This window comes from Rhizorhabdus phycosphaerae (assembly GCF_011044255.1).
Taxonomy (GTDB): Bacteria; Pseudomonadota; Alphaproteobacteria; order Sphingomonadales; family Sphingomonadaceae; genus Rhizorhabdus; species Rhizorhabdus phycosphaerae.
The window spans coordinates 98928-125755 of sequence record NZ_CP049107.1 but is presented as its reverse complement, the minus strand read 5'-3'; the positions used below and the strand labels follow the sequence as shown (position 1 = coordinate 125755).

The following is a 26828-nucleotide window of genomic DNA, read 5'->3' as shown; positions in this document are numbered from 1 at the left end:
GCGCCACATGTTGAGTCGGACAGCGTCCAGGGATCCGACAGCCGCATGAACTCCGCCATCATCGACGCCAGCGCCGTCACTCTCGCGCTGGGCAAGCCTCCTGCGCGCGTCGAGATATTGCGGCAGATCGATGTTCGCATCGACCGGGGCGACACGGTCGCCCTGCTTGGTCCCTCTGGCTCGGGCAAATCGTCGCTGATGTCCGTCCTGTCGGGCCTGGAGCGAGCGGATTCGGGCACGGTGCTGATCGATGGGCTGGATTTCGGCACGCTCGACGAGGATGCGCTCGCCGCAGCGCGGCGCGGTCGGATCGGCATCATCCTGCAGGCGTTTCACTTGCTGCCCACGATGACCGCGCTCGAGAATGTCGCGGTCCCGCTCGAACTGGCGGGCGAGCCGGCTGCATTCGACCGAGCCCGCGAAGAATTGCAGGCGGTCGGCCTCGGTCATCGCTGCGACCATTATCCGGCGCAGCTGTCCGGCGGCGAGCAGCAACGCGTCGCCATCGCGCGCGCTATCGCGCCCCGCCCCGGACTGCTGTTCGCCGACGAACCGACCGGCAATCTCGACGCTGCCACCGGCGAGGCGATCATGGACCTGCTCTTCGCCCGCCAGCGCGAGACCGGCACCACGCTCCTCGTCATCACGCATGATCCCGCCCTCGCCGCCCGCTGCGCGCGGGTGATCGAGATGCGCGACGGCGCGATCGTCACCGACCGCCGCGCCGCATGACGACGGCATGGCGGCTCGCGCTCCGCGACATGCGGGGCGGCCTGAAGGGTTTGCGCCTTCTCATCCTCTGCCTTTTCCTCGGGGTAGCGGGGCTTGCCGGAGTCGGCAGCCTGGCCTCCGCCATCACCGCCGAGCTGGACGGGCGCGGGCGCGAGATATTGGGTGGTGACATCGAGATGCGCGTGGCGCAGCGCGAAGCCGACGCAGGCGAGCGCGCCGCCTTCGCCGCCTATGGCCCAACGTCCGAGTCGATCCGGCTGCGTGCCATGGCCTCCCGCGCCGATGCAGGCGCTTCGGTGCTCGCCGAGCTCAAGAGCGTGGACCGCCCCTGGCCGCTCTACGGGCGCTTCACCGCCCAGGCCGGGGCGCTGGCGCAACGCCCGACTGGCCGCGACGCGATCGTGGCCCCCGCCCTCGCCGAGCGCCTGTCGCTGAAGATAGGCGACAGCATCCGGGTCGGCGAAACCAGTCTGCGGGTAGCGGGGCTGATCGACCAGGAGCCCGATCGCGTCGGGGAGGGCTTCGCCTTCGGACCAACGATCCTCCTGTCGCGCGAGGCGCTCGACGCAACCCGCCTGCTCCAGCCCGGAAGCCTCTTTACCGCCCGCTACCGCATAAGGCTCTCAGACGATCGCGACGTCCGCGCGCGCTCTGAGCAGCTCGACACCCGCTATCATGCGGCGAACTGGGAAGTCAGCGACCGCACCAACGCGGCGCGCGGCCTCCGGCGCTTCGTCGACCAGCTCGGCCAGTTCCTGACGCTCGTCGGGCTCACCGCGCTCATCGTGGCGGGGATCGGCGTGGGCAATGGCGTCGCCTCCTGGCTCGACCAGCGCCGCACGTCGATCGCTACGCTGAAGATCGTCGGGGCCTCCTCTGCGCTGATCGTCCGCATCTATCTGCTGCAGGTCGCCATCGTCTCGCTCGGCGCCGTGGCGGGAGGGCTCGTCATCGGTGCGGCAGTGCCGGCGGTGGTCGGCTGGGTCGCAGGCGATGCGCTGCCTGTCGCCCCCAAATTGGCGCTGTTTCCCCTGCCCCTGGCGATCAGCGCGCTATATGGCCTGCTGGCGGCCCTGCTCTTCAGCCTCGCGCCGCTCAGCCGCGCCGGCCGGGTGAGCCCCGCGGAGATATTCCGCGCGAGGATCGAGCCCTTCGGCCTGCCCGGCTGGCGGGTTCTGGTCCTGATGATCGGCGCCGGCGCGGCGATTGCCGCATTGGCTGTGGCGACCGCACGGCAACCGGAGTTGAGCGCGGGCTTCCTGGCCGGTGCGGCTGCCCTGTTCGGCCTGCTCTGGGTGGTCGGCCGCCTCGTTCGATTCGTCGCGCGCAAGCTGCCGCGTTCACGCCATATGCTGCTGCGTCTCGCCGTCGCCAATCTCCACCGCCCCGCGGCCCAGACCGACCGGCTGGTGGTCGCGCTGGGCCTGGGTCTGACGCTCTTCGCGATGATGGCGATCATCCAGTCGAACCTCACCCATCAGATCGAGCAGACGGTGCCCCGGACCGCGCCCAATTTCTTCGCGCTCGATATCGGCACCGACGAACTGGATCGCTTCCGCTCCACCGTGGAGCGCCAGGCGCCCGGCGCGACGATCGTTACCGTGCCGTCGCTGCGCGGCACAGTGACCAGCGTGCGCGGGACCCCCGTCACCGCTCTGAAGCCGCTGCCCAAGGGGGCGTGGATCCTCAATGGCGACCGGGGCCTGACCTATGCCGCCCGCCTCCCCGAAGGCAATGAGATCGTCGCGGGCTCCTGGTGGCCGGCGGACTATGCGGGGCCGCCACTCGTCTCGATCGACGAACAGGCCGCCAAGGCGCTCGGCCTGAAGCCCGGGGACAGCCTGGGCTTCTCGATCCTCGGCGTGGAGATGGACGCACGCATCGCCTCTATCCGCCGGATCAACTGGGAGAGGATGGGATTCAACTTCGGCATCGTCTTCGCGCCCGGCGCGCTCGAGGGTGCGCCCCACAGCTATATGGCGACGATCGCTCTGCCCGATGCGCGCGAAGCCGCCGTCAGCCGCGCGGTCGTCGGCGGTTTCCCCGCCGTATCCCTGATCCGCGTCAAGGACGTCGCCGGACAGGTTGGCGAGATTTTCGGCCAGCTCGCAACCGCGATCCGTGCGGCGGCAGCGGTTACCCTCGCCGCAGGCATCGCCGTGCTGATCGGCGCCATCGCTGCGTCGCGGCGCGCCCGGCTCTATGACGCGGTGCTGCTCAAGCTGCTCGGCGGCAGCCGGACCCAGATATTGCTGGCACAGGCGATCGAATACGCTCTCCTTGCCGCCGTGATCGCGCTGCTCGCGCTCGGGGCGGGCAGCCTCGCCGGATGGTATGTGGTCACGCAAATCTTCGAGCTCGCCTGGGCGCCCGACTGGGGTCTCGTCGCGGTCACCTTGCTGGTGGGGGCGGTCGGGACCCTGGGCATCGGTCTCGCCGGATCGCTGCCGATCCTCAACGCCCGCCCGGCGCAGGCGCTGCGCTCGCTCTGAGCCGAGCGGCGAGGATCAGCCGCGCAGCTGCGCTCGCGCCTCGGCCAGGGCTTCGGGCGTGTCGACGTCGAACAGGATCCCCGGGTCGTCGCAGTCTATCAGCAGCGGCACCCTGTCGCCCAGCAGGGAGCGCCCGCCCGCATCGCCACGCAGTTCCGCGAGTGCGGGGAAATGCGACCTCCCCCACAGGACCGGATTTCCGGGTCGTCCCGCATGGCGTGGGCGGACGACCGTATCTGGCGATGCATGCTCCACAAGCCGGTCGATCGTATCGCCACGGACAAAGGGCATGTCGGCCAGCGCGACGAGAACGGCGTCCCAGTGCGCGGGAATCGCGGCCACTGCGGCAGCGAGCGAACGGCCCATGCCCTCGGCGTGATCCGCCACCTCGACCAGCATGGCGCGCCCTTCCAGCAACGGAGCGATCGACGAGCCAGGCGCGACGGCGGCCAGGATCGAATCGACTGTCGGACGCATCAGCGTCTCCAGGCCATGGGCGATCAGCGCCCTGCCTCCCAGATCCATGCGCAGCTTGTCGTCGCCCATCCGGCGGGCGCTTCCTGCCGCCAGCAGGATCGCCCCGACGATCACGCCCGGCGCAAGGCGGCCGTCGCACCCGCGAGGATGGAAAGCGCGATTTCCGCAGGGGTCGCCGCGCCAATTGCGATTCCGGCCGGGCCGTCGATTCTTGCCAGCGCGTCGTCATCCCAGCCTTTGGCTGAAAGACGCTCGACCCGCTTGGCATGGGTGCGCCGCGAACCGAGCGCGGCGATATAAAATGCCTCGCTGCGCAACGCCGCCTCAAGCGCGGGATCGTCGATCTTGGGATCATGAGTCAACGTCACGATCGCGGTCGCGCTGTCCGGCTTCCACTCTTCGAAGGCTTCATCAGGCCAACGCGTGTCGACGTCGATTCCGACGAAGCGTTCGGCGGCTGCGAAGCTGTCGCGCGGATCGACGACATGGACCCGATAGCCGAGCTGCCGGGCCAGCGGCACCAACTGCTGGCTGACATGGACGGCCCCGACGATCAGCATGCGCAGAGGCGGCGCATAGACGTTCACGAAGTAATCTTCCGCCGGTTCCTGCACCTGATCGACAATGCTCGACAGGCCTGTCACGAGATCGCTCGACACGGTCACCGCCCGACCGGCCCTTCGCTCGTCCCGCAGCTTCGCAAGAAGGGCGGCCGGGATATGGGCATCGTCGACGGTCTGGATCAATATCTCGATGCTGCCCCCGCAGGCCAGGCCGAAGGTCCAGGCATTGTCATCCTGCACGCCATAGTCGCGCCGTTCGAAGCCACCACCCGCCGCCAACAGCGCCTGTGCGGCGACGAGCACGTCACCCTCGACGCAGCCGCCGCTTACCGAGCCTTCGAACAGTCCGTCTTCGCGAATGACCGCATGCGATCCCCGGCGGCGCGGGGCGGAGCCCCAGGTCTGAACCACGGTCGCGATCGCCACGCCATGGCCCTGCTCCCGCCAGGAGAGCGCCTTGGTCAAAAGTTCATCAAGTTCGTCTAGCATGGGTCCGTCGGGGGGTTGCCCGCAGCAGGGCTGCGGGGCATGGAATCCCCTTCTCATCACGCAGGCTCCTGCCCAAAGCAAGGATATTGAATGACGGACGCCACCCTCGATGTCGTCGGCATCGGCAATGCCATCATCGACCTGTTGGCCCATGCCGACGACAGCTTCCTCACCCAGCAGAATCTCGCCAAGGGCGCGATGACGCTGGTCGACGAGGACACCGCCGAGCGGCTCTATGCCGCGATGGGCCCCGTCACCCGCGCATCGGGCGGTTCGGCCGGCAACACCATCGCCGGGCTGGGATCGCTGGGCGCGAAATGCGGCTATATCGGCAAGCTCAAGCAGGACGAGCTCGGCGCTGCCTATCGGCACGACCTGCTCGCCGCCGGCGTTCGCTTCACGACGCCGATGGCGACCGACGGCCCCTCCACCGCACGCTGCATGATCTTCGTGACCTCGGACGCCGAACGCACGATGAACACCTATCTCGGTGCGTGCGTGAACCTCAATGCCGACGACATCGATACCGAGATGGTGGCCGCCGCGAAGGTCACCTATCTCGAAGGCTATCTTTATGACGAGCCCCACGCGAAGGAGGCCTTCCACCGTGCTTCCGACGTGGCGCACGCCGCCGGCCGGAAAGTGGCGCTGTCGCTGTCCGACGCCTTCTGCGTCGAGCGTCACCGCGCCGACTTTCTCGACCTGATCGCCAACCGGATCGACATCCTCTTCGCCAATGAGAGCGAACTGCTCGCGCTGTTCCAGGTCGAGGATTTCGATGCGGCTATCGAACAGCTCAAGCCGATGGTCGAGATCGCCGCAGTCACCCGCAGCGCGCAGGGGTCGGTTGCGATCCGGGGCGACGAACGGGTCGAAAGCCCCGCCGCGCATGTCGAGCGGGTGGTCGACACCACCGGGGCCGGTGATCTCTATGCCGCAGGCTTTCTCTACGGGCTGACGCAGGAGCTACCGCTTGCCGAATGCTGCCGCATTGCGGGACTGGCGGCCGCAGAGGTCATCTCGCATTTCGGTGCGCGTCCAGAAACACCGCTGCGCGAATATGCCGGGCTCGACTGAGCCCGGCTATCCCTCCGAATTGGAAGGCAACAAAAAAGGGCGGCCAAAGGGCCGCCCTAATTCGTTTGGAGAGGTTGGAACGCTTAGAAAGCGTTGCCGTACTTCTCGTTGCCGACGAAGCCCATCTTCTCGACCTGGGCCCGCTTGGTGACCGCGAGAACGCGATCGACCAGATCGTAGCGAGCCTGGGCGTCCGGCTCCAGGTGGAGCTCGGGGACCGGGTTCATCGTCTGGGTGATGTCGAGATACTGGCGCAGACGCACCAGATCGATCGGCGAACCATTCCAGAGAACCTCGCCCGTAGGCGTGATCACGACCTTGTTCTTGATCGGATCGACCGGCGGCGGGTTAGTCGGACCGCTGTCGACCGGAAGGTCGAGCTTCACCGCATGGGTCTGGATCGGAATGGTGATGATGAACATGATCAGGAGCACCAGCATCACGTCGATCAACGGCGTGGTGTTGATGTCCATCATCGGTTCGCCTTCGGCAGTTCCCGCTGACATTGCCATGATGACTACTCCTTGTAAGCGGGCTTAGAGGCGCGGACTGGCGAAGCCAGCCGGCGGTTCCGAGATGAAGCCCACGCGGGTGAACCCGGCGCGCTGCATCGCGAACACCGTACCGCCGATGCAGCGATAGGGCGTGTTCACGTCACCACGGATATGCACTTCCGGAAGTTCGAGGCCGGGAGCGTTGGGGCCGCCCTGCTTGTCGATTTCCTTGCGCAGCTTGACCACGGCACGGTCGATCAGTTCCGAGGAGTTCACCTTGGTGAGCCCCCAGTAGACTTCGCACGAGCCGTCAGGCGCCGCACGCACCGAGAGCGCGACGTTCTCGGGCTTCGTCGTCGTGGGTTCGAACACGACGCTCGGAAGCTTGACGGGCACCGTTTGAATGACGACCGGAACCGTGATGAGGAAGATGATCAGAAGCACCAGCATGACGTCGACGAGCGGCGTCGTGTTGATGTCCGACATAGGGGCGCCGTCTTCGGCGGGGCCGGCACTCATGGCCATCGGCACTAATCCTATCTACTTGCTCGACCCGATGAAGGTCCGGCTCGTTCGCCGTTCCCTGGGCCAGACGTCTTTCGAGACGTGGGCGGGAGCACGTGGCTCCCGCCCTGGACGTCGGTCGATTACTTCTTGACGGCCGGGGCCGGAGCGGCCTTGACCGTGGTCGCCGGCTTAACGGCGCCGGCCGAAACCATGTAACCGTGCAGGTCGGTCGAGAAGGCCGAGAGCTGCTCAGCGACGACCTTGTTGCGACGGATCAGCCAGTTGTAGCCAAGCACGGCCGGAACGGCCACGGCCAGACCAAGCGCGGTCATGATCAGAGCCTCACCGACCGGGCCGGCGACGGCGTCGATCGAGGCCTGACCGGCAGCGCCGATCTTGATGAGCGCGCGATAGATGCCGATAACGGTACCGAACAGACCGACGAACGGAGCGGTCGAACCGACGGTAGCGAGCACCGCGAGACCGTTGCCGAGCTTCGAGTTGATCAGACCCTGGCTGCGCATCAGCGAGCCGGTCAGCCACTCATGCTGGTCGACCGGGTCGGTCAGCTTGGTGTGCTGTTCCTGAGCGAGGATGCCGTCGTCAACGATCTGACGATAAGCCGAGTTCTTCTCGAGCTTCGCCTGGCCGTCCTTCAGGCTGGGGGCCGACCAGAAGGACACGCGCGCCTTCTTCGCCTGATTAAGGATCTTCTGCTGCTCGAGCAGCTTGGTGAACATGATGTACCACGAAGCCGCCGACATGACGACGAGGATGAGGAAGGTCGCCCAGGCAATCGTACCGCCCTGCTCCAGAGCGGCCATCAGGCCATACGGGTTCGAACCTTCGGCTGCGGGACTAGCCATAAACTGAATTTCCTTCTCTGAAACTGTCTGTTGTATCCGGTCGTAGACGTCGGGCCACCCGCCGGGTCAGCCCGACAAAAGCTCAATCCCTCGGGATCTGCCAGCGAACGCGATTGCGGTAGGTGAACGCCATCGGCTGGCCATTGCCGTCGAGCTGGGGCTTGAAACGCGCCCGGCGCAACAACATCTGGCAAGCTTTCTGGTCAAGCGACGGGAAGCCGCTCGAGTTCGTCACCGAGCAATTGGTCGCCTTGCCATCGGGGCCGACAGCCAGCTCGAAGCTGGTCGTGCCCTGATTTTCGGCGCGGAGATCGGCAGAGGGATAATCCTCGGGGGTAACCCACTCGCCCGGGGTGCCACGCGGTTCACCCCGACGCGAAACCGCCGGAGGCGGAGGCGCGGGCGGAGCGGCCGGCGTGATGACCGGCGGCGGAGCAACCGGAACCGACACGATCGGCGGAGCGACGGTCGGGGCCACCTGGACGATCGGAGGCGGCGCCACGACGGGCGGCGGCTCGATCTTGGTCTCCGGCGGCGGAGGCGGCGGCTGATCCGGAGGCGGAGGCGCCTCTTCTACGACGTCGAACGTCTTAAGGTCGCGCGCGACCTTCTTGACGACGTTATACGCAAGCCCGGTGACGAAGGCATATCCGATCACTGCATGGAGCAGGACCACCAGCCCAATCGACACCACCTTGCGGGTGCTAAGGGTTTGATCGCCATAAGCCATTAAGGAACGACACTCCCTCCAATCCAAAGCCAGCAATTGTACCGGCACGCACCAATGGGAGTGCCATTAGCGCCCGGCCCTTCACCCGCCAGACATAGTTATAATATTTAGCGGAGGTGTGTCCTTATCGCGACAGTTCGACGGAAGCAATAAGCGAAACGGCGCATTGGATGCCCTTTTCGGGCGTGACGGGGCGGCTCGAACAACGCTATCCACCGCTTCACATCCGCCGGAACCACGGAGCATACCATGCGTATGGACTGCATGACGCGATCACGATTCACCGCTGGCATGATAATTGCTTTGTCGATGACTGCAATGCCGTTCTCGGGGGCACATGCCCAGTCCGTCATGCCGTCGACGCAGGTGTCGGCGGGCGCCGGAATCCGGCAGCTTTCCTATGCCGATTTTGCGGATCTCGCCCTGTCGGCGCAGGTCGTGGCGGGGGTGACGATCACCAAGGCCGAGCGCCTCAAGGGTGATCTCGCGCCCGGTTTGCAGGCAGGTCATGCCCGTTTTTTGATCGAAGCACAGACCGCGATGTTGTTGCGCGGCGCGGAAGGTTTGCCGGGCACAGTAAGCTATATCGTGGACCTACCGCTTGATGACCGAGGCCGCGCGCCCAAGCTGAAAAAAAACCGCGTGGTGGTTTTTGGAAATCGGGTTCCGCAACGTCCTCAGGAGCTTCGCCTCACTTCACCTTATTCTCAGGTCGACTGGACGCAGGGGACCGAATCGCTTCTGCGGTCGATTCTCACCGAGGCGACGGCGCCCACCGCTCCTCCGGTGATCAAAGGGGTCGGCAACGCATTCCACGTGCCTGGCGCCATCCCCGGCGAGAGCGAATCCCAGATCTTCCTGACGACGCCTAATGATCGGCCGATCTCTCTGACGATCCTGCGGCGACCGGGCGAGCAGCCGCAATGGGCCGTAGCGCTGGGCGAGATGGTCGACGACAGCGCTTCCGCTCCAGCACCCAATTCGCTCCTCTGGTATCGCCTTTCCTGCTTCCTGCCGTCTGCAATGCCCGAACGGAGCACGACTTCGCTCGGCGCCGCCGACGCACAGGCCGTGCGGGAGGATTATGCCTTCGTGCTGAAGCAGCTCGGCCCCTGCGGGCGCACTATAGCCCGGTGAGGCAGGAGGTCAGAAGGACGCGAGTTCGACCCCGACAGAGGCGCAGTCCGGATAGACGTCGGGCTTGCTCGTCGAGATTCGCAGCGCCGTAACGCCCGCACGCGCAGCGACGAGGGCATAGACCCCGCGCGCCAGCGTTTCCTGGAGATTGTAGCGACGAGCCTTGGCCAGCGACAATATCTCGGTCCGCAGGAAGTCATAGTCCCAGGCGCACTCGACCTCGTCACGCGACGCGAAGCTGGCTTCGTCGAGCCACACCTCAACCGTCACGAAAACGCGCTGCGGGTTGCCGACCTCGAAATCGTGGAAGCCGATGTCGATCGGCACCGCAAAATCGCGCAGGACAATCCGGCGCGTGCGCGGCGCCAGGGCCTCGGGCACGAGGCCGTCGAGCTGGGGGAAATTCATCAATCCTCCTGAGCGAGATATTGCACGTCGCGCGACAGACCTAGAAAGCGTTGTCCGCCATCGAGGGTGATCGTCTGGCCGGTGATGGTGGGAACCGCGATCAGGAAACGCAACGCTTCGACGATCTGCCCGACCTCGATCCCCCTGCCCAGTGCGTTCAACGCATGCACCTTTTCGAAATTCTCGCGGCTCTGCGGACCGGATACGAGGGTGACCGAAGGTGCGATCGCATTGACCCGAATCCCCCGCCCCGCAAGCAGGCGGCCGAGAAGCTCGTGCACCCCGGCAAAGGCGATCTTCGATATCGTGTAGGTAAAGAAGTCGGGATTGAGCTGGGAAAGCTTGGCGTCGAGGATATTGACGACCATCGCCCCCTGCCCCGGCGGGACTGCCTGCGCGAAGGCACGCGACAACAGCGCGGGCCCGCGGGCGTTCGCCGCCATGTGCATATCCCATGCCTCGATACTGAAATCGTCGAAGGCGTCAAAGACGAAGGCGGAAGCGCTATTCACCAGCAAGGCCGGGGGCGGCATGCCGTCCAGCGCCGCGATCACGCGCTCCGGCCCACCCGGCTCGGCAAGGTCCGCCTGGACGATGCGCGCACCGGGGCAGCTATCCGCCAGCGCCTGCGCCTCTTCCTCGCTGTGACGATAATGGATCAGCGGCGTCCAGCCATCCGCTGCCAACGCCCGCACCAGTTCCGCCCCGATCCGCTTGGCACCGCCCGTGACAATGGCGGTCCTCTTTTCCCCGAACTCAGCGTTCATCGACATTCCATCCGGCCAGACTGCGATCCATGCCCCACGCTATGCCCGATCCACAGCCGCTCCCCAACTTGTCCACAAGGTCACCCACAGCTCAGGCCTTCGCCGACGGGCGGGCGGAGATGGCCTCGTGCCAGCGGCGCAGCGCGGGCCGGCCTTCGAACGGATCGGCCAAGCGTGTCGCCAGCCCGAAGTCGATCACGATGAGCAGCGCGATATCAGCCATGCTGAAGCTGTCGGTGGCAATGAAGCTCCTTCCCTCCAGCCGCCGGTCCAGAACGTCCGCGAATGCCCCCCACATCAGCCGGCCTCGCTCGACCAGCGCCTCTATTTGTTCGATGCGTGGCCATTCGCCGCCTACGGCCCGGCCATCGAACGCCGGGGCCCTGTTGCGGAACGCGATCGCGACGGATTGAAAGCCGTCATGCTCGATGCGCCGCAGCCACGCCTCGATGAGGCCGATCTCCGCCGGGGTTCGACCGAACAGGCACGGTTCGGGATGCAGGGCTTCGAAATAGCGGCATATCCCCAGCGAGTCGTCGATCAGCGTACCGTCGTCGAGCAATAACGCAGGCGTCTGCCGCTGCGGATTGACTGCGGCATATTCGGCCGAGAGCTGAGCGCCCGTCCTCAGGTCGACGGCGACACGTTCGACCTCGATCCCCTTCTCAGCGAGAAAGATGCGCACGCGGCGCGGACTGGGAGCCCAGTCGGAGTCGAACAGCTTCATGAAATCATCATCCGATTCTGCTTCACATTCGGCCGCGAGACGGTAAAGGCGCCGCTCCATCCGAACAAGGATTCCCAATCGCGTTGATCAGCATCGTGCCCCTCACCTCGGTCGCTCCGTCCGCCGTCGAGAATTTGCTCGACCTTGCCTTCGGCGCCGACCGACATGGACGCACCGCTTATCGGCTGCGCGAGGGGATGGACGCCAGCCCGGCGCTCAGCTTTGCCGCGCTCGACGAGGAACAGCGGCTGCTGGGCAGCATCCAGTGCTGGCCGATCGAGATCGCCGGACCGGACGGCGCCGTCGAGCCCCTGATCCTCGTCGGGCCGGTTGCCGTCCATCCTGACCACCAGCGCGACGGTATCGGCCGTAAGCTGGTCGATACCGCCCTGGCACAGGCGAACGGCACGGATTCGGAACCGATGATGCTCATCGGCGACGCCGAATATTATGGCCGCTTTTTCGGCTTCCGCGCAGAAGCGACCGCAGGCTGGGAGCTGCCGGGACCGGTGGACCGCGACCGTTTGCTGGTGCGGCTGCGCCCGGGGCAGAAGGTGATGCGAGAAGGCGTGCTTCGGCCACGGATGCTCCCGACGGCTGCGACGGACCGACAACTCCGCCCGGCGTGATGCCGCATATTGGGGGAAGCCGCCTCTTGTAGAGCGCTGGCTTAAGGGGCACATCGCCGCCATGCCCGAAAGCAACCCCGCCCCGGACTTCGCCGCAGCGTCGCTGCAGGAGATCGCCCGCTACGCTGCGGAAAACCGCCTGCCCCCCGTCGAACGCTGGAATCCGCCGCATTGTGGCGACAGCCACATGCGCATCGCGCGCGACGGCACCTGGTTTCACGAAGGCTCGCCGATCGGCCGCCCGGCGATGGTCAGGCTCTTCTCGACGATCCTCCGGCGCGAGGAGGATGGTAGCTATGTTCTGGTGACGCCGGCCGAACGCCTGTCGATCGGCGTGGACGACGCCCCTTTCCTCGCGGTCGAACTGAAGTCAGAGGGCTCAGGCCGCGATCGTCGCCTGGCCTTCCGCCTGAACACGGACGACGTCGTCGTTGCGGATCGGGAACATCCTCTGGAGATATGCCAGCGGGACGATGGCCCCCACCCTTATCTGGAGGTGCGGGGCGGGTTGAAGGCGCTGATCAACCGGCCGGTCTATTATGCCCTGGTCGACCTTGCCTTGGAGGAAGAAAACGAGCCGGTGGGCCTGTGGAGCAACGGGGCCTTCTTCCGCCTGGGGGACGAATGAGCGGTCTGGCCGAACGGCTCCGCCGGAGCCTGGCGGATGCGCCCGATCTTCAGCAAGAACCCATCATCGAACAGGAGGAGCTCGTCTCCGACCTGCGCAGCCTGGTGCCCGCCGCCATATTGATGCCGATCATCGAGGCGCCGCGCCCCCGCGTGTTGTTCACGGTCCGCCACGCCGGGCTCCGTGCGCATGCCGGCCAGGTGGCGTTTCCCGGGGGGCGCCTCGATCCCGAGGATGCCGGTCCGATCGACGGCGCCCTGCGCGAGGCCTGGGAAGAGGTCGCCTTGCCGCCAGACCGCGTCGACGTGGTCGGCACGGCGCGCCCCTACGCCACCGGCTCGGGTTATCTGATCACGCCGGTCATCGGCGTCATTCCCGACGGCCTCGATCTGCGCCCGCACGAGGCGGAGGTTGCCGGTCTGTTCGAAGTCCCTCTCGATCATCTCCTGTCAGATGCCCATCATCTGAGGAAGAGCGGCACGCTGCGCGGGATCGAGCGGCACTATTTCGAAATCGACTGGCCCAGCGAGCGCATCTGGGGGGTGACGGCCGGGCTGATCGTGGCCATGGCACCGCGCCTGCGGGCGGCTGTAGGGCTCGCGGCATGACGCGCCTGCCGGATACGGACTGGCGCCGCGCCGAAGGGCTCGATCGCCTGATGGAGGCTCTAGGCGCATCGGACGGAATGATCCGCTTCGTCGGTGGAGCGGTGCGCGACAGCCTGCTGGGCTTGCCCGTGAAGGACGTCGATTGCGCAACCCGCTGGCGTCCCGAGGAGAGTATGAACCGGATCGTCGCCGCAGGCTTCAAGGCGATTCCCACGGGTCTTGCCCATGGGACCGTCACCGCGCTCATTCCCTCCGGCCCGGTCGAGGTCACGACGCTGCGACGCGATCTGTCGACCGACGGCCGGCACGCGACGGTGGCGTTCACGGATGAATGGCGCGAGGATGCGGCACGCCGCGACTTCACCATCAACGCGCTGTCCGCCGATCCTGTGACCGGCGAGCTGTTCGACTATTTCGACGGACTCAACGATCTCCGCGACGGCAGGGTCCGCTTCATCGGCGACGCCCTGCACCGTATCGCCGAGGATCATCTCCGGATCCTGCGCTTCTTCCGCTTCCACGAGCGATTCGGCCGGGGAGAGCCGGATGCGGAGGCGATGCAGGCCTGCGTTGCGCGGGCGAACGATCTCATGGCCCTGTCGCGCGAACGGATCGCCGACGAACTGCTCAAGCTGCTCGGCGGCACCAACCCCGCGCCGACGATCGCGCTGATGCTCGACAATGGCCTGTTTCGTCCGATCATTCCCGAAATCGATACGGACGGCGCCGATCGCCTCGCCCGCCTCGTCGCACGCGAGCAGCTGAGCGGTACCCGTCCCGATAGCCTGCGCCGCCTCGGTGCGCTGCTGCCGCAGGATCCGGAGACCGCGGTTGCCATCGCCCGCCGCCTCAAGCTCTCGAAGCTGGCGACGCGCCGACTGGAGCTTGGCGCGAGCGCCGCGACCGGCCCAGCCCGCGCGCTCGCCTATCGCTTCGGCGACGATGTCGCGATCGATCTGCTGCTGCGCGGAGAGGTCGATGCGGAGCATCTCGGCCTCGATCAGCTGAGTGGGTGGGAAAGACCGCGCCTGCCGCTGGGCGGAGGCGAACTGATCGCCATGGGCCTGCAGCCCGGGCCTGTCGTCGCGGCGACCCTGCAGCGAATCGAGCGGCAATGGATCGAAGAGGATTTTCCTGACGGTGAGCGCGTGACGCTACTCGCGCGCCAAGCGGTGGATCAGAGCTTGCGCTCGCGCCAATAGGCATAGGCCCGGTCGGAGGGCAGCGGGCGGGCAAAATAATAGCCCTGGGCCACATCGCATCCAAGACCGATCAGGGTTTCGACCAGCTGCTCCGATTCGACGCCTTCGGCGGTCGTGGTCATGCCGAGCGCCGAAGCGAGGCCGAGAATCGCGCGCACGATGGCGACCGAGTCGCGATCGACCAGCATCGGCGCGATGAAACTGCGGTCGATCTTGAGGACGTCGATCGGCAGCTTCTGGAGATAAGCGAGGCTCGAATAGCCGGTCCCGAAATCGTCCATGGCGATCATCACGTCGAGGTCATGGATCGCGCGAAGAACCGTGGCGATGCCGGAAGGGTCGCTGACGATGCAGCTTTCGGTAAGCTCGATCTTGAGCCGGCTTCCGGCGATGCCGCTTTCGGCAAGCGCGGCCTGGACTGCGGACACGACATCGTCGCGCTGAAACTGCACCGCCGACACGTTGACCGACATGTGGACGGGCAGCTGCATCCCGGCCATCCGGTCCCATTCGGCAAGCGTCCGCGTGGCGGCGCGCAATGCCCAGCGCCCGAGCTGGACGATCAGCCCGGACTCCTCGGCGACCGGGATGAACTCGGCGGGCGATATCGGCCCCTTTTCCGCATGGTCCCAGCGGGCGAGCGCCTCATATCCGACGACCTTGCCCGTCGCGAGCTCGATCAGCGGCTGAAAAGCGAGCGTCAGCTGGTCCCGCTCGATCGCACGCCGCAGCTCGGTCTCGAGGCTGAAGCGCTGGCGCGCTGCGGTGCTGTCGCAGGCCTGGTAGAGTTCGGCATGGCCCGACCCCTTGGCGCGCTTCATGGCGAATTGCGCGTTGCGGATCAGGTCCTCGGCATCGTCGATCGCCGACGCCATCATCGCCACGCCGACGGCGCAGTCGATCTTGATCTCGAGCTCGCCCAGGCGGATCGGCGTCGCGAGCGACGCCTGGATGCGGCGCGCCGCGCGCATAGCCTCGGAGGGGTCGTCGGCCACGCTGAGCAGCACCGCGAATTCGTCGCCCACCAGCCGGGCCAGTACGTCGCCGGCGCGCAGCGTGGACACGAGGCGGCGGGCGACGGTGATGATCAGTTCATCCCCGGCGAGCGAACCCACACCTTCATTGACCCGGCTGAAACGCGTGAGGTCGATCAGCAATATCGCGAACTGGCGCCCCTCGGTCTCGAAGTTCAGCATCGCATTCTCGACCTGCTCGGCGAATGCCGCGCGATTCGGCAAGCCGGTCAGGCTGTCGCGCAGCATCTGCGTGCGCAACGAACGCTCGCCCTCGACCTGCTGGGTCCGATCGATCAGCGACAGGATGCACCGCGGCACGGGCGAGTCGCCTCCGCTCAGACGCACGAGCCGAACCGCGAAGTGGCGACCGCTGATGCCGTCGCCTTCCTGCATGTCGAAACCGCGTTCCCGCTCATCGGACGCCAGGAAATCGCGAATCTCGGGTACCAGCGGCAAACCGATCCCCGGGCAGAGTTCGCGTGCGCTGTCCGTCGGGGGCGGACTGGCCCGCCGCCCGGCAAGCTCCAGGAAAGACCGGTTTCTCGCCAATATGCTGGGCTTGCCCTCCGCCAGGCAGAGCAAGGCGATCGCGATCGGCAGCGTGTCGATGAACTCCTGCTGCGCCGCCGTGCGCGGCGTATCCAGCAGTTCCTGCAGCGCGGCCGGGAACATGGTTCCCGGGGCGGCGGCATCGCCACCGGGGGCCTCAGCCACCTCTTCGCTATGGGTTTTTGCCGCCCGCATGGTGGATCGGCATTAACAGCGCAGGGTTAATGCTCTGTTTCCGAGGCCTTAAGCCTTTGTCCACCCTTGGGGACGGAAGCGATTGTCGCGCGGAAAGCCGACCGGCGGCATCCGGCCGGCCGCGCCGCGCGCCGCGCGCCACGGAGTCAGGTCGCTCTCGGTGCGGGTCCGCCCGGTCTCACCGCCCATCGTCCAGCTGAGCCCGTCATCGAGGCGGAAGCTGATAGCGTCGGACAATCCGCCATCCTTGTAACGCTGGATCGCGACGCCCTGTCCGCGGCCCATGCGCGGCAGTTCGGACAGGGGGAAGACGACCATCTTCCGGTTGTCGCCGATCGCCGCGACATAGTCGTCGGTGGGCGCGATGGAATGAACGACCTTCAGCCGCCCGCCTTCACGAAGATTGACGACCTGCTTGCCCTTGCGGGTCTCGGCAGTCACATCGGCCATGTCCACCACGAAGCCCTTGCCGTCTGCGGCCGCCAGCAGCAGCTCGGCCCCCGGCCGCGCCGCCAGCAGCGCAATGATGCGGGCATCGGCTTCGATGTCGGCGAACAGCCGGACCGGTTCGCCAAAGCCCCTGCCCCCAGGCAGCTTGTCGGCGGGCAGCGTATGGAATCGCCCCTGGTCGGTCGCGAGCAGGATGCGATCGGTGGTCTGGGCACGGATCGCGTGATCGGGGCCGTCGCCCTCCTTGAACTTCACCGCAGCCACCGCCGCATCGTCCAGATGGCCCTTCATCGCCCGAATCCATCCCCGCTGGGAGAGGATGACCGTGACCGGCTCCCGCTCGATCATTGCCTCGAGCGGGATTTCGCGCGCCGGAGCGGCCTCCGACACCGACGTGCGCCGCGCGCCAAGCTTCGTTTCGGGTCCATAGCGCTCGCGCATTGCCGCGAGATCGCGCTTCATCCGCGTGCGCTGGCGTGCCGGGCTGGCGACGAGCGCATCGAGTTCCTTCGCCTCGGCGTCGAGCGTATTTCGCTCGCGGCGGATTTCCATCTCCTCGAGCTTGCGCAAGCTGCGCAGCCGCATGTTGAGGATCGCTTCGGCCTGACGGTCGTTCAGGCCGAACTCCTCCATCATCACCGCCTTGGGTTCGTCCTCCTCGCGGATGATCTGGATGACCCGGTCGAGATTGAGATAAACGATCAGATAGCCGTCGAGCAGTTCGATCCGGTCGGCGATCTTCGCGAGCCGGTGCTGCGAGCGCCGCACGAGCACCTCGAACTGGTGCTTCAGCCAGGCGGACAGCGCCTGCTTCAGGCTCATCACCATCGGTGTGCGATGTTCGTCGAGCACGTTCAGGTTGAGCGAGATCCTGACTTCCAGTTCGGTCAGGCGGAACAGGCTCTCCATCAGCATGTCGGGATCGACCGTCCGGCTGCGCGGTTCGAGAATGATGCGGATATCCTCGTCGCTCTCGTCGCGAACGTCGGCGAGGATCGGCAGCTTCTTTTCGTTCACCAGCTCCGCGATCTGTTCGATCAGCTTGGACTTCTGGACCTGATAGGGAATCTCGCTGACGACGAGGTGCCAGCCGCCCCCCTTCTCGTCGATCCGTTCGATACGCGCGCGGACGCGGAACGCGCCGCGCCCGGTCGCATAGGCCTCCGCGATCGACGCGGCGCTGTCGACGAGAATCCCGCCGGTGGGGAAATCCGGTCCCTGAACATATTGCAGGAGCTCGGACGTCTCGGCTTCGGGCCGGTCGATCAGATGCACGCAGGCGTCGACCAGTTCGGCAACATTATGCGGGGGGATCGAGGTCGCCATGCCGACGGCGATGCCGCTGGCGCCATTGGCGAGAAGATTGGGGAACAGCCCGGGGAAGATCTCGGGCTCTTCCTCCTCGCCATTGTAGGTCGGTCGGAACTCGACCGTGCCCTCGTCGAGTCCGGCCATGAGGTCGCCGGCCGCCGTCGTCAGCCGCGCCTCGGTATAGCGCATCGCCGCCGCATTATCGCCGTCGACATTGCCGAAATTGCCCTGGCCGTCGACCAGCGGGTAGCGCAGCGAGAAGCTCTGGGCGAGGCGGACCATCGCATCATAGACCGACTGGTCGCCATGCGGATGATATTTGCCGATCACGTCGCCGACCACGCGCGCGCATTTCTTGTAGCCGGCGCTGGGGTCCAGCCGCAGCAGGCGCATCGCCCACAAAAGCCGCCGATGGACCGGCTTCAACCCGTCGCGAACATCGGGGAGCGAGCGCGCCGTGATCGTCGACAGCGCATAAACGAGATAGCGGTCGGACAGGGCGCTGTCGAAAGGCGTGTTGCGGATGCTGTCGTCGGGTAGCTCGGCGATATCGGTCATTGCGTTGCTGTAGCGGCTAAGGGGCACGGGGGGAAAGGGCCTTGCGCGGCTCCATCACAAGCTTCGACAGCATCCGCTGATTGGCAGCCATCGCTGTTTTTTTATGTGTCCGCGCGCCCGACGGGGTGACGAACCATGGCCCAGGCGGCATGTTGAACCCGATCAGGAACCACGGATTACTCCCCGCGATGCGTCTTTACCGCAGAATTGCCCCGCCGATCCTTCTCTCCCTCGCCGCCGTCGCGGCCCCCGCCGCCGAAAACAGCCGGCCGCAACCTCTGCCGATCGAGCGCCATCTGCCGGCACCGCGTGACGTCGCCTACCCGGGGACGCTCGCGCTCGAGGTCGACGCCACCGATGTCGCACGCGGCGTGTTCGCAGTGCAGGAGCGCATCCCGGTCGACAAGCCCGGCACGCTCTATCTTCTCTATCCGCAGTGGCTTCCCGGCAACCATGCGCCGCGCGGTCCGATCGACGACATCGCCAACCTCCGGATCAGCGCCGGCGGCAAGCCGCTCGACTGGAAACGCGACCCGGTCGACGTCTATGCGATCGCGGTCGACGTGCCTCCCGGCGTTTCCAGCCTGGACCTGAGCTTCGACTATGTCTCGCCGGTCAGCACCAGCCAGGGCCGCGTGGTCATGACCCGCGAAATGCTGAGCCTGCAGTGGAACCTGGTCGCCTTCTACCCCGCAGGCTATTTCACGCGCGGCATCCAGGTCGCGGCTTCGGCGAAGCTCCCGTCCGGCTGGGGCTATGGTACTGCCCTCACCCCCGACACCGGCGAAACCGATGGCTGGGTTCGCTTCAAGCCGGTCGATTTCGAGACGCTCGTCGACAGCCCGATGCTTGCCGGCGCACATTTCCGACAGGTCATGCTCAGCCCGAAGGTTCGGCTGAATATCGCAGGCGACAGTCCTGCCGAATTGCGCGCCAGCGACGAGCAGATCGCTCTGCACCGCAACCTCGTCGATCAGGCGGTCCGCCTGTTCGGCGCCGAACATTATGACCGCTACGAATTCCTGCTGTCGATCACCGACCGGCTGGGCGGTATCGGCCTCGAGCATCAGCGCTCGAGCGAGAATGGCGTGGCGACCGGATATTTCACGCGCTGGGACGAGCAGACCGCGAGGCGCAACCTGCTTCCTCACGAATATGCCCATAGCTGGAACGGCAAATATCGGCGCGGCGCCGACCTTTACACGCCGGATTTCAATACGCCTATGCGCAACTCGCTGCTCTGGGTCTATGAAGGGCAGACCCAATATTGGGGCTATCTGCTGCAGGCGCGTTCGGGACTGGTATCGCCCGACGACACGCTGGCCGCCTTCGCGATGATCGCCGCTCAGTTGGACAACCGCCCTGGCCGCCGCTGGCGGCCGCTGATCGACACCACCAACGATCCGATCATCGCTGCCCGCCGTCCTCAGCCCTGGACGAGTCTGCAGCGATCGGAGGATTATTATGCGGAGGGCATGCTCATCTGGCTGGATGCGGACATGCAGATACGGACGTTGACCAAAGGCCGGAAATCGCTCGACGATTTCGCACGGGCCTTTTTCGGCATGCGCGATGGCGACTGGGGTACCCTGCCCTATACGCTGGACGAGGTCGTCGCGACGCTCAATGCGATCGTCCCCTATGACTGGCGGGAGTTCCTCAGCAGCCGGGTCGAGCGCCGACGCGACCATGCGCCGCTCGACTGGATCGACCGCGGCGGATACCGCCTCGTCTATACGCGCACGCCCACCAGCTATTGGCGGACCGAAGAAAGGCGGCGCAAGATCGCCGATTATAGCTATTCGCTCGGCCTCGTGATCGATTCCGCGGATCGAAGCATCGAACAGGTGATGTGGGACAGCCCGGCCTTCGCGGCGGGCCTCACCAACAATGACAATATCGTCGCGGTCGAAGGCGAGGCGTTCGACGCCGGGCGCCTGACCGCCCTGATCGACGCTGCCGTAACGACGAAGAAGCCGATCGAGATGATCATCCGGCGCGGCGACCAGTATCGCGTCGTCAGCATCCCCTATTTCGGCGGCAATCGCTATCCGCGCCTCGAGCGGACGGGTTCGCGATCGGGATGGCTCGACGACCTGCTCAAGCCGAAGGAATAGCGGTCGGACGATGCGCGGGACGTCATCGCGCGCATTGCACCAGAAGCAGGAAAGCGTCGCGCAGAACAGGCCCGGACCACTGTTTTCTTGCAAATATGCAGGTTCGACAATGGTCTAATTGGAAAGCGCCTGCCCGCCCCCTATTGCCCCCGCTCTTCAAGTGGAATGGGTGTTGCGTCGACGTGATCATCGTAGAGGGTGCCGACGACGGCGAATATCTGCGCTGGCGCTATTGGGAAGCGATCAACGCCGCGCGGAACGCCGGCTCACGCGAAAGCCGCGACCGACATATGCGGGTCGCCGAAAGCTACCGGCTGCAATCGCGCGAGGCGGGCCTCGATCTGCCAGAGCCGAATATGCTCGATATACCGGACCCGCTCTGAAGCGCGATGATTGCGAAATCGGGCCTCGCGTCCGCCACCGGAAGCCGGCGGCGAACGCATGACCGGGCCGATCAGCCGACGAAGGCCTTTTCGATCACATAATCCGCCGGCTTGGCGTTCGAGCCTTCCTCGAAGCCCAGGCGTTCCAGAATGGCGGAACAGTCGCGGATCATGTCCATGCTGCCGCACATCATCACCCGGTCGGTCGCCGGGTCGAGGCGAGGCTCGCCGTCGACCCCATCGAACAGCCCGCCATTTTCCATCAGCGTGGTGATACGCTGCTGGCGCGGGAACGGCTCACGGGTGACGATGGGCACATAGCGGAACTTCGCAGCGGCCTCTTCCTCGACCAGCGGGTCGCCAGCCAGGCGGCTTTCAAGCACGTCGCGGAAGGCGAGGTCGCTGAGATGGCGAACGCTGTGAACGATGACGACCTGCTCATAGCGCTCATAGATATCGGGATCGCGCATGATCGACAGGAAAGGTGCCAGGCCGGTGCCGGTGGCCAGCAGGAACAGTCGCTTGCCGGGGGTCAGTGCATCGGCGACGAGCGTCCCCGTCGTCTTACGCGCGACATAGATCTCGTCGCCGGGAATGATATGGCGCAGGCGCGAGGTGAGCGGCCCGTCCTCGACGGCGATCGAGAGAAATTCGATCTCGTCGGCATAAGAGGGGCTCGCGATCGAATAGGCGCGCAGCAGCGGCCGCGCCTCTGTCGGAAGACCGATCATCACGAACTCGCCCGAACGGAAGCGCAACGAGGCGGGCCGATCGACAGCGAAGCTGAAGAGATGTTCGTTCCAATGCTTCACCCAGAGGACGGTCTGGATGTTGAAGGCGTCGTTCGGGGCGATCTTCACCGCTTCCGTACGGCTGCTCATTACGTCGTTCCTTTCAAACCCGCTGCTTGCCGATCCTTGGCTCAGGACGCGTCCCATAGAGCCCAAGGGCCATGCTTGCCACACCCCTTTTCATTGGGTGCGCCACAGCTAATCTTGTCACGGGTCAGCATTGCTGTCGCAACGCCTCGCCCACTTCTCCGGAGTTGGAAATGGGCGAGGCGAGGCGCCGTCCCCGGCGAGAGTCTCGTCTCGACTCAGGGACGAATTGCGGACCGCCGGTCGAGCCACGGCGGCGGCGCGCAAGAGCGTTCGAGATCGGCGGCGCGGACAGGATGGCGCGATGTGCCCGGGCCGATCAGGCCCAGGAACTGGTCGAGCAGTTCCTCCCCTTGCTGCCAGCGGCCGATCCCGTCGATCGGTCGGAAATGCCCGCATCCCGGCATGCGCGCGAAACCGCATCCCCATTGCCGGGCGAGACTGAAGCCTCGGTCCGTGCCGAGGTGCGGATCGTCGTCGCTGGCGACGACGAGGCCGGGGAAAGGAAATATATCGTTGGGCAAGGGCAGGAAATCGTCGAGCCGCCTGTCCTCCCCATTATGGGGATCATTGGGTGCGACCAGAAGCGCGCCGACGATCGTGGCCTCGCTCTCCATGCTCATGAGGCTCGACCAGGCGGCCACCGCCAGGGCGCCGATGCCATGACCGACGAGGAAAAGGGGGCCGGGCACCGTCCGTACGTGCCGGTCGAGCCAGGATACGAGCGCGTTTCGGCGCGGTATGCGCGCGTGACCAAGATCGACTTTCTGGCAATCGAGCCGCCGACGGACCCAATCATCCTGCCAATAGTCGCCGGGTCCATAATCGAAGTCCGGCAGCAAAAGCACTGTCGGCTCCGACGGCGCATGATCGAAACGGTCGGCCGGCATGCAAGCCTCCACGACTCGCCCTGTGGTTCAGGGCTTCCGTAGCGGCACGGTATCTCTATCGGAGTAGTTGTAAATCAGCCTGCGGCCAGCCGCACCGGGCGTGCGCCGAAACGGGAGCGGCCCATTCCGGGCCGCTCCGTAGCACGCTTCACTTACCGCGGTTCTTGCGGTGGCTCTCGAGATCCAGGATCATGTTCTCGCCTTCGGGCATCAGGCCCAGCCGGCGCGCAATCTCCTGATAGGCCTCGACTTCGCCGCCCAGATCCTGGCGGAAACGGTCCTTGTCGAGCTTTTCGCCGGTCGCCATGTCCCACAGCCGGCAGCCGTCGGGACTGATCTCGTCGGCGAGAATGACGCGGCTATAGTCATTGTCCCAGAAGCGGCCGAATTCGAGCTTGAAATCGACCAGACGGATGCCGATGCCGGCGAACAGGCCGCACATGAAATCATTCACGCGGATCGCCATATCGGCGATGTCGTGCATCTCTTCCTGGCTGGCCCAGCCGAAGCAGGCGATATGCTCATCGGCCACCATCGGGTCGCCGAGGGCGTCGTCCTTGTAATAATATTCGATGATCGTGCGGGGCAGCTGCGTCCCCTCCTCGATACCGAGCCGCTTGGTCAGCGATCCGGCCGCGACGTTACGCACGACCACCTCGATCGGAACGATCTCGACCTGGCGGATCAGCTGCTCGCGCATGTTCAGGCGGCGGATGAAGTGCGTCGGAACGCCGATCGTCCCGAGCATCGTGAAGATATGCTCGGAAATACGGTTGTTGAGGACGCCCTTGCCGTTGATCGTACCCTTCTTCTGCGCGTTGAAGGCGGTGGCATCGTCCTTGAAATACTGGATCAGAGTGCCGGGTTCTGGGCCTTCATAAAGAATCTTGGCCTTGCCTTCGTAGATCTGGCGGCGGCGGGTCATCGATTAGGGCCTCCGGGGGGCACGGGAAATAGAGAAGCCCCGGAGACAACGTCGATTCGGACGCGCCACCGAGGCAGTTCGAAAAAGCCTTTACAGCGATTGCCGATGGCAAGCAATCAATGCGTCGCCCACCAAAGATTCTGCGTGCATTCGGCGGTGCAGGCTCCTAATCGGCGCGAATCTGCCGCTTTGGGGCATGGACATGCGAAATGACGTTGCCAACGTCGAGGATGCGACCGGAAACAGCCGGCTGAGCAGGAACGACAAGGCCGCCTTGACGCTGGGCGCACTCGGCGTCGTCTTCGGTGATATCGGCACCAGCCCCATCTACGCCTTTCGGGAGGCGCTGTCGCAGGCTGCAAATGACGGCATCGTCGCAGGCGAGATACTGGGCGTGCTCAGCCTCGCCTTGTGGGCGCTGATCCTCGTCGTGACCTGCAAATATGTCCTCTTCCTGATGCGCGCCGACAATAATGGCGAGGGCGGCGTCCTCGCATTGATGGCGCTGGCTCAGCGATCGACGCGCAAGCGCCGGACGTTCGTCCTCGCCCTGGGCGCGATAGGTGCGGCGCTCTTCTATGGTGACGGGGCGATCACTCCCGCGCTCTCGGTGCTGTCTGCGGTGGAGGGTCTCAAGACGATCCCCGGCTTCGAGCACGCCATTTCCCGCGGCACGATCATCGTCATAACCTGCTCCATTCTCATCGCATTGTTCCTGATCCAGTCGCGCGGAACCGCCATCGTGGGGCGGCTCTTCGGTCCGGTCTGCCTGGTCTGGTTCGTCACGATCGGCGCGATCGGACTGATCCACATCGCCGACGAGCCCGGCATTCTGCTGGCGCTGTCACCCCATAATGGCGTGCTGTTCATGGCCAATCATGGCGCCACGGGCCTGTTCGTCATCGGTGCGGTGTTCCTGACCGTCACCGGTGCGGAAGCATTGACCGCCGACATGGGGCATTTCGGCGTCCAGCCGATCCGGACGGGATGGCTGTTCATCGTCTTCCCCGCGCTCGCCCTCAACTATCTCGGCCAGGGCGCCTTCGCGCTGAATGCGCTCGAGCAGGCAGCCGCCCGCGGCACCGAGTTCACCAATCAGGACTGGTTCTTCCTGATGGCGCCCGGCGCAGCGCGCATCCCGCTGGTGCTGCTCGCGACCTGCGCGACCGTCATCGCCAGCCAGGCGGTGATCACCGGCGCCTATTCGCTGACCCGGCAGGCGATCCAGCTCGGCCTCCTGCCGCGTCTGAAGATCAGCCAGACCTCGGCGACCGATGCCGGCCAGATCTATCTGCCCGCGATCAACAATTTCCTGCTGGCCGGCGTCCTCATCCTGGTGCTCGGCTTCGGCTCGTCATCGGCGATGGCGGCGGCCTATGGCATCTCCGTCTCGGGCACGATGGTGGTCACCACCTGCCTGGGCTTCCTGGTCGTACGGCGGACCTGGGGATGGAGCCTGCCGCTGACCCTCGGCGTGATCGTGCCGCTGCTGTTGCTCGACATCTTCTTCTTCGGCGCCAACGTCCTGCGCATCTATGAAGGCGGCTGGGTGCCGCTGATCATCGCGCTCGGCGTGGCGGTGCTGATCGCCACCTGGGTGCGTGGCCGCAAGCTGCTGCTGTCGATCGATCAGAGCCAGTCGATCGAACTCGACGAACTGGCCCGAATGCTGCGCGCCCGCCCGCCCGAGCGCGTGCCGGGCATGGCGATCTTCCTGTCGTCGGACATGGAGGCGGCTCCCAGCGCGCTGCTCCACAACCTGAAGCACAACAAGATCCTGCACGAGCGCAACCTCGCCCTCACGATCAACACGGTCAACACCCCCGCCGTATCGCCGGCGAAGCGGCTGGACATGACCAACATCGACGAGAATTTCACGCGCGCGGTGCTCAGCTACGGCTTCATGGAGAGCCCCGACATACCGCGGGACCTCGCCTTCGCGCTGCGCCATGGCGACAACAAGCTCGAGCCGATGCAGACGAGCTACTTCATCGGCCGGTCCACGCTGCGTCCATCCAAGCATAGCGGCATGCCCTTCTGGCAGGATTTGCTGTTCATATTCCTGTATCGGAACGCGTCCGATCCCACGGATTTCTTTCGCATTCCGGCGAACCGGGTCGTCGAACTGGGATCGCAGACGACGATCTGACCGGGGGATCGGCTCGCCTCCCCGTCACGCGGGGATTGCGTCGGACCGACAAGGCCCTATGCCATGGCTACATGTCTGACACTCTCGATCTCAGCCGGTTCGAGCGGATGATGGCCGGCCATGCCGGTCAGCTCGGCCTGCGCTACGTGGCCCATGGCGACGACTGGGCGGAACTCGGCTTCGACTACAAGCCGTCGCTTGCGATGAACGCAGAAAATGGGGTGCTCGCCTCCGGCCCGATCATATCGCTGATCGACAGCGCCTGCGGCTTCTCCATCGCCGCGAAGATCAAGCGTATCCGGCCCATGGCGACGCTCGACCTGCGGATAGACTATGTCCGCGCGGCACCGCCGGGCCGTGCGATCACCGCGCGGGCGACCTGCTACCGGGTCGCGCGGAACGTCGCCTTCGTCCGCTGCCTGGCCCATGACGGCGATCCCGAGGATCCCGTCGCCCATGCGCTTGCCACCTTCTTCTTCACGGGCGACTGATGAGCTTTACCTCCCCTTATGCGAACATGATCGGTGCGCGGCGGAACACCGCGACGGGCGAACCGATCATCACCATCGGCTGGCATGACGAGATCGAGGGCCGACCGGGCTTCCTCCACGGCGGCGTGATCGCCGGCCTGCTCGAAATGGCCTGCTATGAGGCCCTCAGCCAGGAATTGCGGGATCAGGCGGCGATGCCGCGCCTCAAGCCGATCAACATCGCCGTCGATTATCTGCGGGGCGGGCTGATGACCGACACCCATGCCGTCGCCCAGGTGGTCCGCGTGGGCAAGCGCGTCGCCAATGCCAGCGCCGTCTGCTGGCAGGACGACCGGTCGAAGCCGATCGCGACGGCCCGCATGCACATCCTGCTCGACCGCTAG

27 protein-coding genes are annotated in these 26828 nt (G+C 65.6%); 13 read left to right on the top strand and 14 right to left on the bottom strand.

Annotation, left to right across the window (positions count from 1 at the left end; translation table 11 throughout):
- Window positions 1–45 precede the first annotated feature (45 nt).
- Together G6P88_RS00660 and G6P88_RS00655 are read left to right on the top strand one after the other, a co-directional pair.
- Window positions 46–732, top strand: coding sequence for an ABC transporter ATP-binding protein (locus tag G6P88_RS00660; protein WP_165321366.1), 687 nt, complete (start codon window positions 46–48; stop codon window positions 730–732).
- A complete protein-coding gene (locus G6P88_RS00655; protein ID WP_165321365.1) occupies window positions 729–3224 on the top strand; it encodes an ABC transporter permease in 2496 nt (831 codons plus the stop codon). Before G6P88_RS00660 ends, G6P88_RS00655 begins: the two co-directional genes overlap by 4 nt.
- A gap of 15 nt (window positions 3225–3239) precedes the next feature.
- On the opposite strand, the gene G6P88_RS00650 is transcribed toward G6P88_RS00655, so the two are convergent.
- A complete protein-coding gene (locus G6P88_RS00650) occupies window positions 3240–3815 on the bottom strand; it encodes a nucleotidyltransferase family protein (RefSeq protein WP_165321364.1) in 576 nt (191 codons plus the stop codon).
- Complete coding sequence (locus G6P88_RS00645; protein ID WP_165321363.1) at window positions 3812–4753, bottom strand: XdhC family protein; 942 nt, start codon at window positions 4751–4753, stop codon at window positions 3812–3814. Before G6P88_RS00645 ends, G6P88_RS00650 begins: the two co-directional genes overlap by 4 nt.
- 90 nt (window positions 4754–4843) lie before the next feature.
- Between G6P88_RS00645 and G6P88_RS00640 the strand changes: the two genes are divergently transcribed.
- Window positions 4844–5830: an adenosine kinase gene (locus G6P88_RS00640; RefSeq protein WP_165321362.1), complete on the top strand. Its 987-nt coding sequence runs from the start codon at window positions 4844–4846 to the stop codon at window positions 5828–5830.
- Window positions 5831–5913: 83 nt separating this feature from the next.
- On the opposite strand, the gene G6P88_RS00635 is transcribed toward G6P88_RS00640, so the two are convergent.
- From G6P88_RS00635 to G6P88_RS00620, 4 genes are all read right to left on the bottom strand, one after another.
- On the bottom strand, window positions 5914–6342 hold the full coding sequence (locus tag G6P88_RS00635) for an ExbD/TolR family protein (protein ID WP_165321361.1): 429 nt from the start codon (window positions 6340–6342) through the stop codon (window positions 5914–5916).
- A 24-nt stretch (window positions 6343–6366) separates the two neighbouring features.
- Window positions 6367–6849, bottom strand: a complete 483-nt coding sequence (locus G6P88_RS00630) for an ExbD/TolR family protein (RefSeq protein ID WP_165321360.1) — start codon at window positions 6847–6849, stop codon at window positions 6367–6369.
- A 122-nt stretch (window positions 6850–6971) separates the two neighbouring features.
- Window positions 6972–7697 carry a MotA/TolQ/ExbB proton channel family protein gene (locus G6P88_RS00625; protein ID WP_165321359.1) on the bottom strand — a complete coding sequence of 242 codons (726 nt, stop codon included), beginning with the start codon at window positions 7695–7697 and terminating at the stop codon, window positions 6972–6974.
- Window positions 7698–7779: 82 nt separating this feature from the next.
- Entirely contained in the window at window positions 7780–8427 is a 648-nt protein-coding gene (locus tag G6P88_RS00620; RefSeq protein ID WP_165321358.1) for an energy transducer TonB, read from the bottom strand.
- 309 nt (window positions 8428–8736) lie between these two features.
- Between G6P88_RS00620 and G6P88_RS00615 the strand changes: the two genes are divergently transcribed.
- On the top strand, window positions 8737–9564 hold the full coding sequence (locus G6P88_RS00615; protein ID WP_226946668.1) for a hypothetical protein: 828 nt from the start codon (window positions 8737–8739) through the stop codon (window positions 9562–9564).
- 9 nt (window positions 9565–9573) lie between these two features.
- Here G6P88_RS00615 and G6P88_RS00610 read toward each other — a convergent pair whose 3' ends face one another.
- From G6P88_RS00610 to G6P88_RS00600, 3 genes are all read right to left on the bottom strand, one after another.
- Window positions 9574–9972 (bottom strand): dihydroneopterin aldolase, encoded by a 399-nt coding sequence (locus tag G6P88_RS00610; protein WP_165321356.1) that lies wholly within the window; start codon window positions 9970–9972, stop codon window positions 9574–9576.
- A complete protein-coding gene (locus tag G6P88_RS00605; protein ID WP_165321355.1) occupies window positions 9972–10739 on the bottom strand; it encodes an SDR family oxidoreductase in 768 nt (255 codons plus the stop codon). The genes G6P88_RS00610 and G6P88_RS00605 overlap by 1 nt, the downstream gene beginning before the upstream one ends.
- A gap of 91 nt (window positions 10740–10830) precedes the next feature.
- Complete coding sequence (locus G6P88_RS00600; protein ID WP_226946667.1) at window positions 10831–11526, bottom strand: glutathione S-transferase family protein; 696 nt, start codon at window positions 11524–11526, stop codon at window positions 10831–10833.
- 23 nt (window positions 11527–11549) lie between these two features.
- Between G6P88_RS00600 and G6P88_RS00595 the strand changes: the two genes are divergently transcribed.
- From G6P88_RS00595 to G6P88_RS00580, 4 genes are all read left to right on the top strand, one after another.
- Window positions 11550–12095: a GNAT family N-acetyltransferase gene (locus tag G6P88_RS00595; RefSeq protein ID WP_165321354.1), complete on the top strand. Its 546-nt coding sequence runs from the start codon at window positions 11550–11552 to the stop codon at window positions 12093–12095.
- A 61-nt stretch (window positions 12096–12156) separates the two neighbouring features.
- Window positions 12157–12723: a DUF1285 domain-containing protein gene (locus G6P88_RS00590; RefSeq protein ID WP_165321353.1), complete on the top strand. Its 567-nt coding sequence runs from the start codon at window positions 12157–12159 to the stop codon at window positions 12721–12723.
- Window positions 12720–13331 carry a CoA pyrophosphatase gene (locus G6P88_RS00585; RefSeq protein ID WP_165321352.1) on the top strand — a complete coding sequence of 204 codons (612 nt, stop codon included), beginning with the start codon at window positions 12720–12722 and terminating at the stop codon, window positions 13329–13331. The genes G6P88_RS00590 and G6P88_RS00585 overlap by 4 nt, the downstream gene beginning before the upstream one ends.
- Window positions 13328–14533, top strand: a complete 1206-nt coding sequence (locus tag G6P88_RS00580; RefSeq protein WP_165321351.1) for a CCA tRNA nucleotidyltransferase — start codon at window positions 13328–13330, stop codon at window positions 14531–14533. Before G6P88_RS00585 ends, G6P88_RS00580 begins: the two co-directional genes overlap by 4 nt.
- Here G6P88_RS00580 and G6P88_RS00575 read toward each other — a convergent pair.
- Both G6P88_RS00575 and parC read right to left on the bottom strand, forming a co-directional pair.
- Window positions 14509–16263, bottom strand: a complete 1755-nt coding sequence (locus G6P88_RS00575) for a putative bifunctional diguanylate cyclase/phosphodiesterase (protein WP_226946666.1) — start codon at window positions 16261–16263, stop codon at window positions 14509–14511. The genes G6P88_RS00580 and G6P88_RS00575 overlap by 25 nt on opposite strands.
- A 78-nt stretch (window positions 16264–16341) precedes the next feature.
- Entirely contained in the window at window positions 16342–18612 is a 2271-nt protein-coding gene (gene parC, locus G6P88_RS00570; protein ID WP_165321349.1) for a DNA topoisomerase IV subunit A, read from the bottom strand.
- Between the two features lie 188 nt (window positions 18613–18800).
- Here parC and G6P88_RS00565 point away from each other — a divergent pair, with 188 nt between their 5' ends.
- Entirely contained in the window at window positions 18801–20729 is a 1929-nt protein-coding gene (locus G6P88_RS00565) for a M61 family metallopeptidase (protein ID WP_165321348.1), read from the top strand.
- 182 nt (window positions 20730–20911) lie between these two features.
- Window positions 20912–21112: a hypothetical protein gene (locus tag G6P88_RS00560; RefSeq protein ID WP_165321347.1), complete on the top strand. Its 201-nt coding sequence runs from the start codon at window positions 20912–20914 to the stop codon at window positions 21110–21112.
- 71 nt (window positions 21113–21183) lie between these two features.
- Here G6P88_RS00560 and G6P88_RS00555 read toward each other — a convergent pair whose 3' ends face one another.
- From G6P88_RS00555 to purC, 3 genes are all read right to left on the bottom strand, one after another.
- On the bottom strand, window positions 21184–21993 hold the full coding sequence (locus tag G6P88_RS00555) for a ferredoxin--NADP reductase (RefSeq protein WP_165321346.1): 810 nt from the start codon (window positions 21991–21993) through the stop codon (window positions 21184–21186).
- Between the two features lie 215 nt (window positions 21994–22208).
- Entirely contained in the window at window positions 22209–22880 is a 672-nt protein-coding gene (locus tag G6P88_RS00550; RefSeq protein ID WP_165321345.1) for an RBBP9/YdeN family alpha/beta hydrolase, read from the bottom strand.
- A 148-nt stretch (window positions 22881–23028) separates the two neighbouring features.
- A complete protein-coding gene (purC, locus tag G6P88_RS00545; protein WP_165321344.1) occupies window positions 23029–23805 on the bottom strand; it encodes a phosphoribosylaminoimidazolesuccinocarboxamide synthase in 777 nt (258 codons plus the stop codon).
- A gap of 202 nt (window positions 23806–24007) precedes the next feature.
- Here purC and G6P88_RS00540 point away from each other — a divergent pair, with 202 nt between their 5' ends.
- From G6P88_RS00540 to G6P88_RS00530, 3 genes are all read left to right on the top strand, one after another.
- A complete protein-coding gene (locus G6P88_RS00540; protein ID WP_165321343.1) occupies window positions 24008–25954 on the top strand; it encodes a potassium transporter Kup in 1947 nt (648 codons plus the stop codon).
- Window positions 25955–26025: 71 nt separating this feature from the next.
- A complete protein-coding gene (locus G6P88_RS00535) occupies window positions 26026–26445 on the top strand; it encodes a PaaI family thioesterase (protein WP_165321342.1) in 420 nt (139 codons plus the stop codon).
- A complete protein-coding gene (locus G6P88_RS00530) occupies window positions 26445–26828 on the top strand; it encodes a PaaI family thioesterase (protein ID WP_165321341.1) in 384 nt (127 codons plus the stop codon). The genes G6P88_RS00535 and G6P88_RS00530 overlap by 1 nt, the downstream gene beginning before the upstream one ends.

Bases quoted from the DNA above. Each gene is read 5' to 3' on its own strand.
- G6P88_RS00555 (WP_165321346.1), bottom strand. From the start codon at position 21,993: ATGAGCAGCCGTACGGAAGCGGTGAAGATCGCCCCGAACGACGCCTTC.
- G6P88_RS00640 (WP_165321362.1), top strand. From the start codon at position 4,844: ATGACGGACGCCACCCTCGATGTCGTCGGCATCGGCAATGCCATCATC.
- G6P88_RS00610 (WP_165321356.1), bottom strand. From the start codon at position 9,972: ATGAATTTCCCCCAGCTCGACGGCCTCGTGCCCGAGGCCCTGGCGCCG.
- parC (WP_165321349.1), bottom strand. From the start codon at position 18,612: ATGACCGATATCGCCGAGCTACCCGACGACAGCATCCGCAACACGCCT.
- G6P88_RS00580 (WP_165321351.1), top strand. From the start codon at position 13,328: ATGACGCGCCTGCCGGATACGGACTGGCGCCGCGCCGAAGGGCTCGAT.
- G6P88_RS00565 (WP_165321348.1), top strand. From the start codon at position 18,801: ATGCGTCTTTACCGCAGAATTGCCCCGCCGATCCTTCTCTCCCTCGCC.
- purC (WP_165321344.1), bottom strand. From the start codon at position 23,805: ATGACCCGCCGCCGCCAGATCTACGAAGGCAAGGCCAAGATTCTTTAT.
- G6P88_RS00540 (WP_165321343.1), top strand. From the start codon at position 24,008: ATGCGAAATGACGTTGCCAACGTCGAGGATGCGACCGGAAACAGCCGG.
- G6P88_RS00635 (WP_165321361.1), bottom strand. From the start codon at position 6,342: ATGGCAATGTCAGCGGGAACTGCCGAAGGCGAACCGATGATGGACATC.
- G6P88_RS00550 (WP_165321345.1), bottom strand. From the start codon at position 22,880: ATGCCGGCCGACCGTTTCGATCATGCGCCGTCGGAGCCGACAGTGCTT.
- G6P88_RS00605 (WP_165321355.1), bottom strand. From the start codon at position 10,739: ATGAACGCTGAGTTCGGGGAAAAGAGGACCGCCATTGTCACGGGCGGT.
- G6P88_RS00655 (WP_165321365.1), top strand. From the start codon at position 729: ATGACGACGGCATGGCGGCTCGCGCTCCGCGACATGCGGGGCGGCCTG.
- G6P88_RS00615 (WP_226946668.1), top strand. From the start codon at position 8,737: ATGACTGCAATGCCGTTCTCGGGGGCACATGCCCAGTCCGTCATGCCG.
- G6P88_RS00535 (WP_165321342.1), top strand. From the start codon at position 26,026: ATGTCTGACACTCTCGATCTCAGCCGGTTCGAGCGGATGATGGCCGGC.
- G6P88_RS00660 (WP_165321366.1), top strand. From the start codon at position 46: ATGAACTCCGCCATCATCGACGCCAGCGCCGTCACTCTCGCGCTGGGC.
- G6P88_RS00600 (WP_226946667.1), bottom strand. From the start codon at position 11,526: ATGGAGCGGCGCCTTTACCGTCTCGCGGCCGAATGTGAAGCAGAATCG.
- G6P88_RS00585 (WP_165321352.1), top strand. From the start codon at position 12,720: ATGAGCGGTCTGGCCGAACGGCTCCGCCGGAGCCTGGCGGATGCGCCC.
- G6P88_RS00645 (WP_165321363.1), bottom strand. From the start codon at position 4,753: ATGCTAGACGAACTTGATGAACTTTTGACCAAGGCGCTCTCCTGGCGG.
- G6P88_RS00620 (WP_165321358.1), bottom strand. From the start codon at position 8,427: ATGGCTTATGGCGATCAAACCCTTAGCACCCGCAAGGTGGTGTCGATT.
- G6P88_RS00530 (WP_165321341.1), top strand. From the start codon at position 26,445: ATGAGCTTTACCTCCCCTTATGCGAACATGATCGGTGCGCGGCGGAAC.
- G6P88_RS00630 (WP_165321360.1), bottom strand. From the start codon at position 6,849: ATGGCCATGAGTGCCGGCCCCGCCGAAGACGGCGCCCCTATGTCGGAC.
- G6P88_RS00625 (WP_165321359.1), bottom strand. From the start codon at position 7,697: ATGGCTAGTCCCGCAGCCGAAGGTTCGAACCCGTATGGCCTGATGGCC.
- G6P88_RS00590 (WP_165321353.1), top strand. From the start codon at position 12,157: ATGCCCGAAAGCAACCCCGCCCCGGACTTCGCCGCAGCGTCGCTGCAG.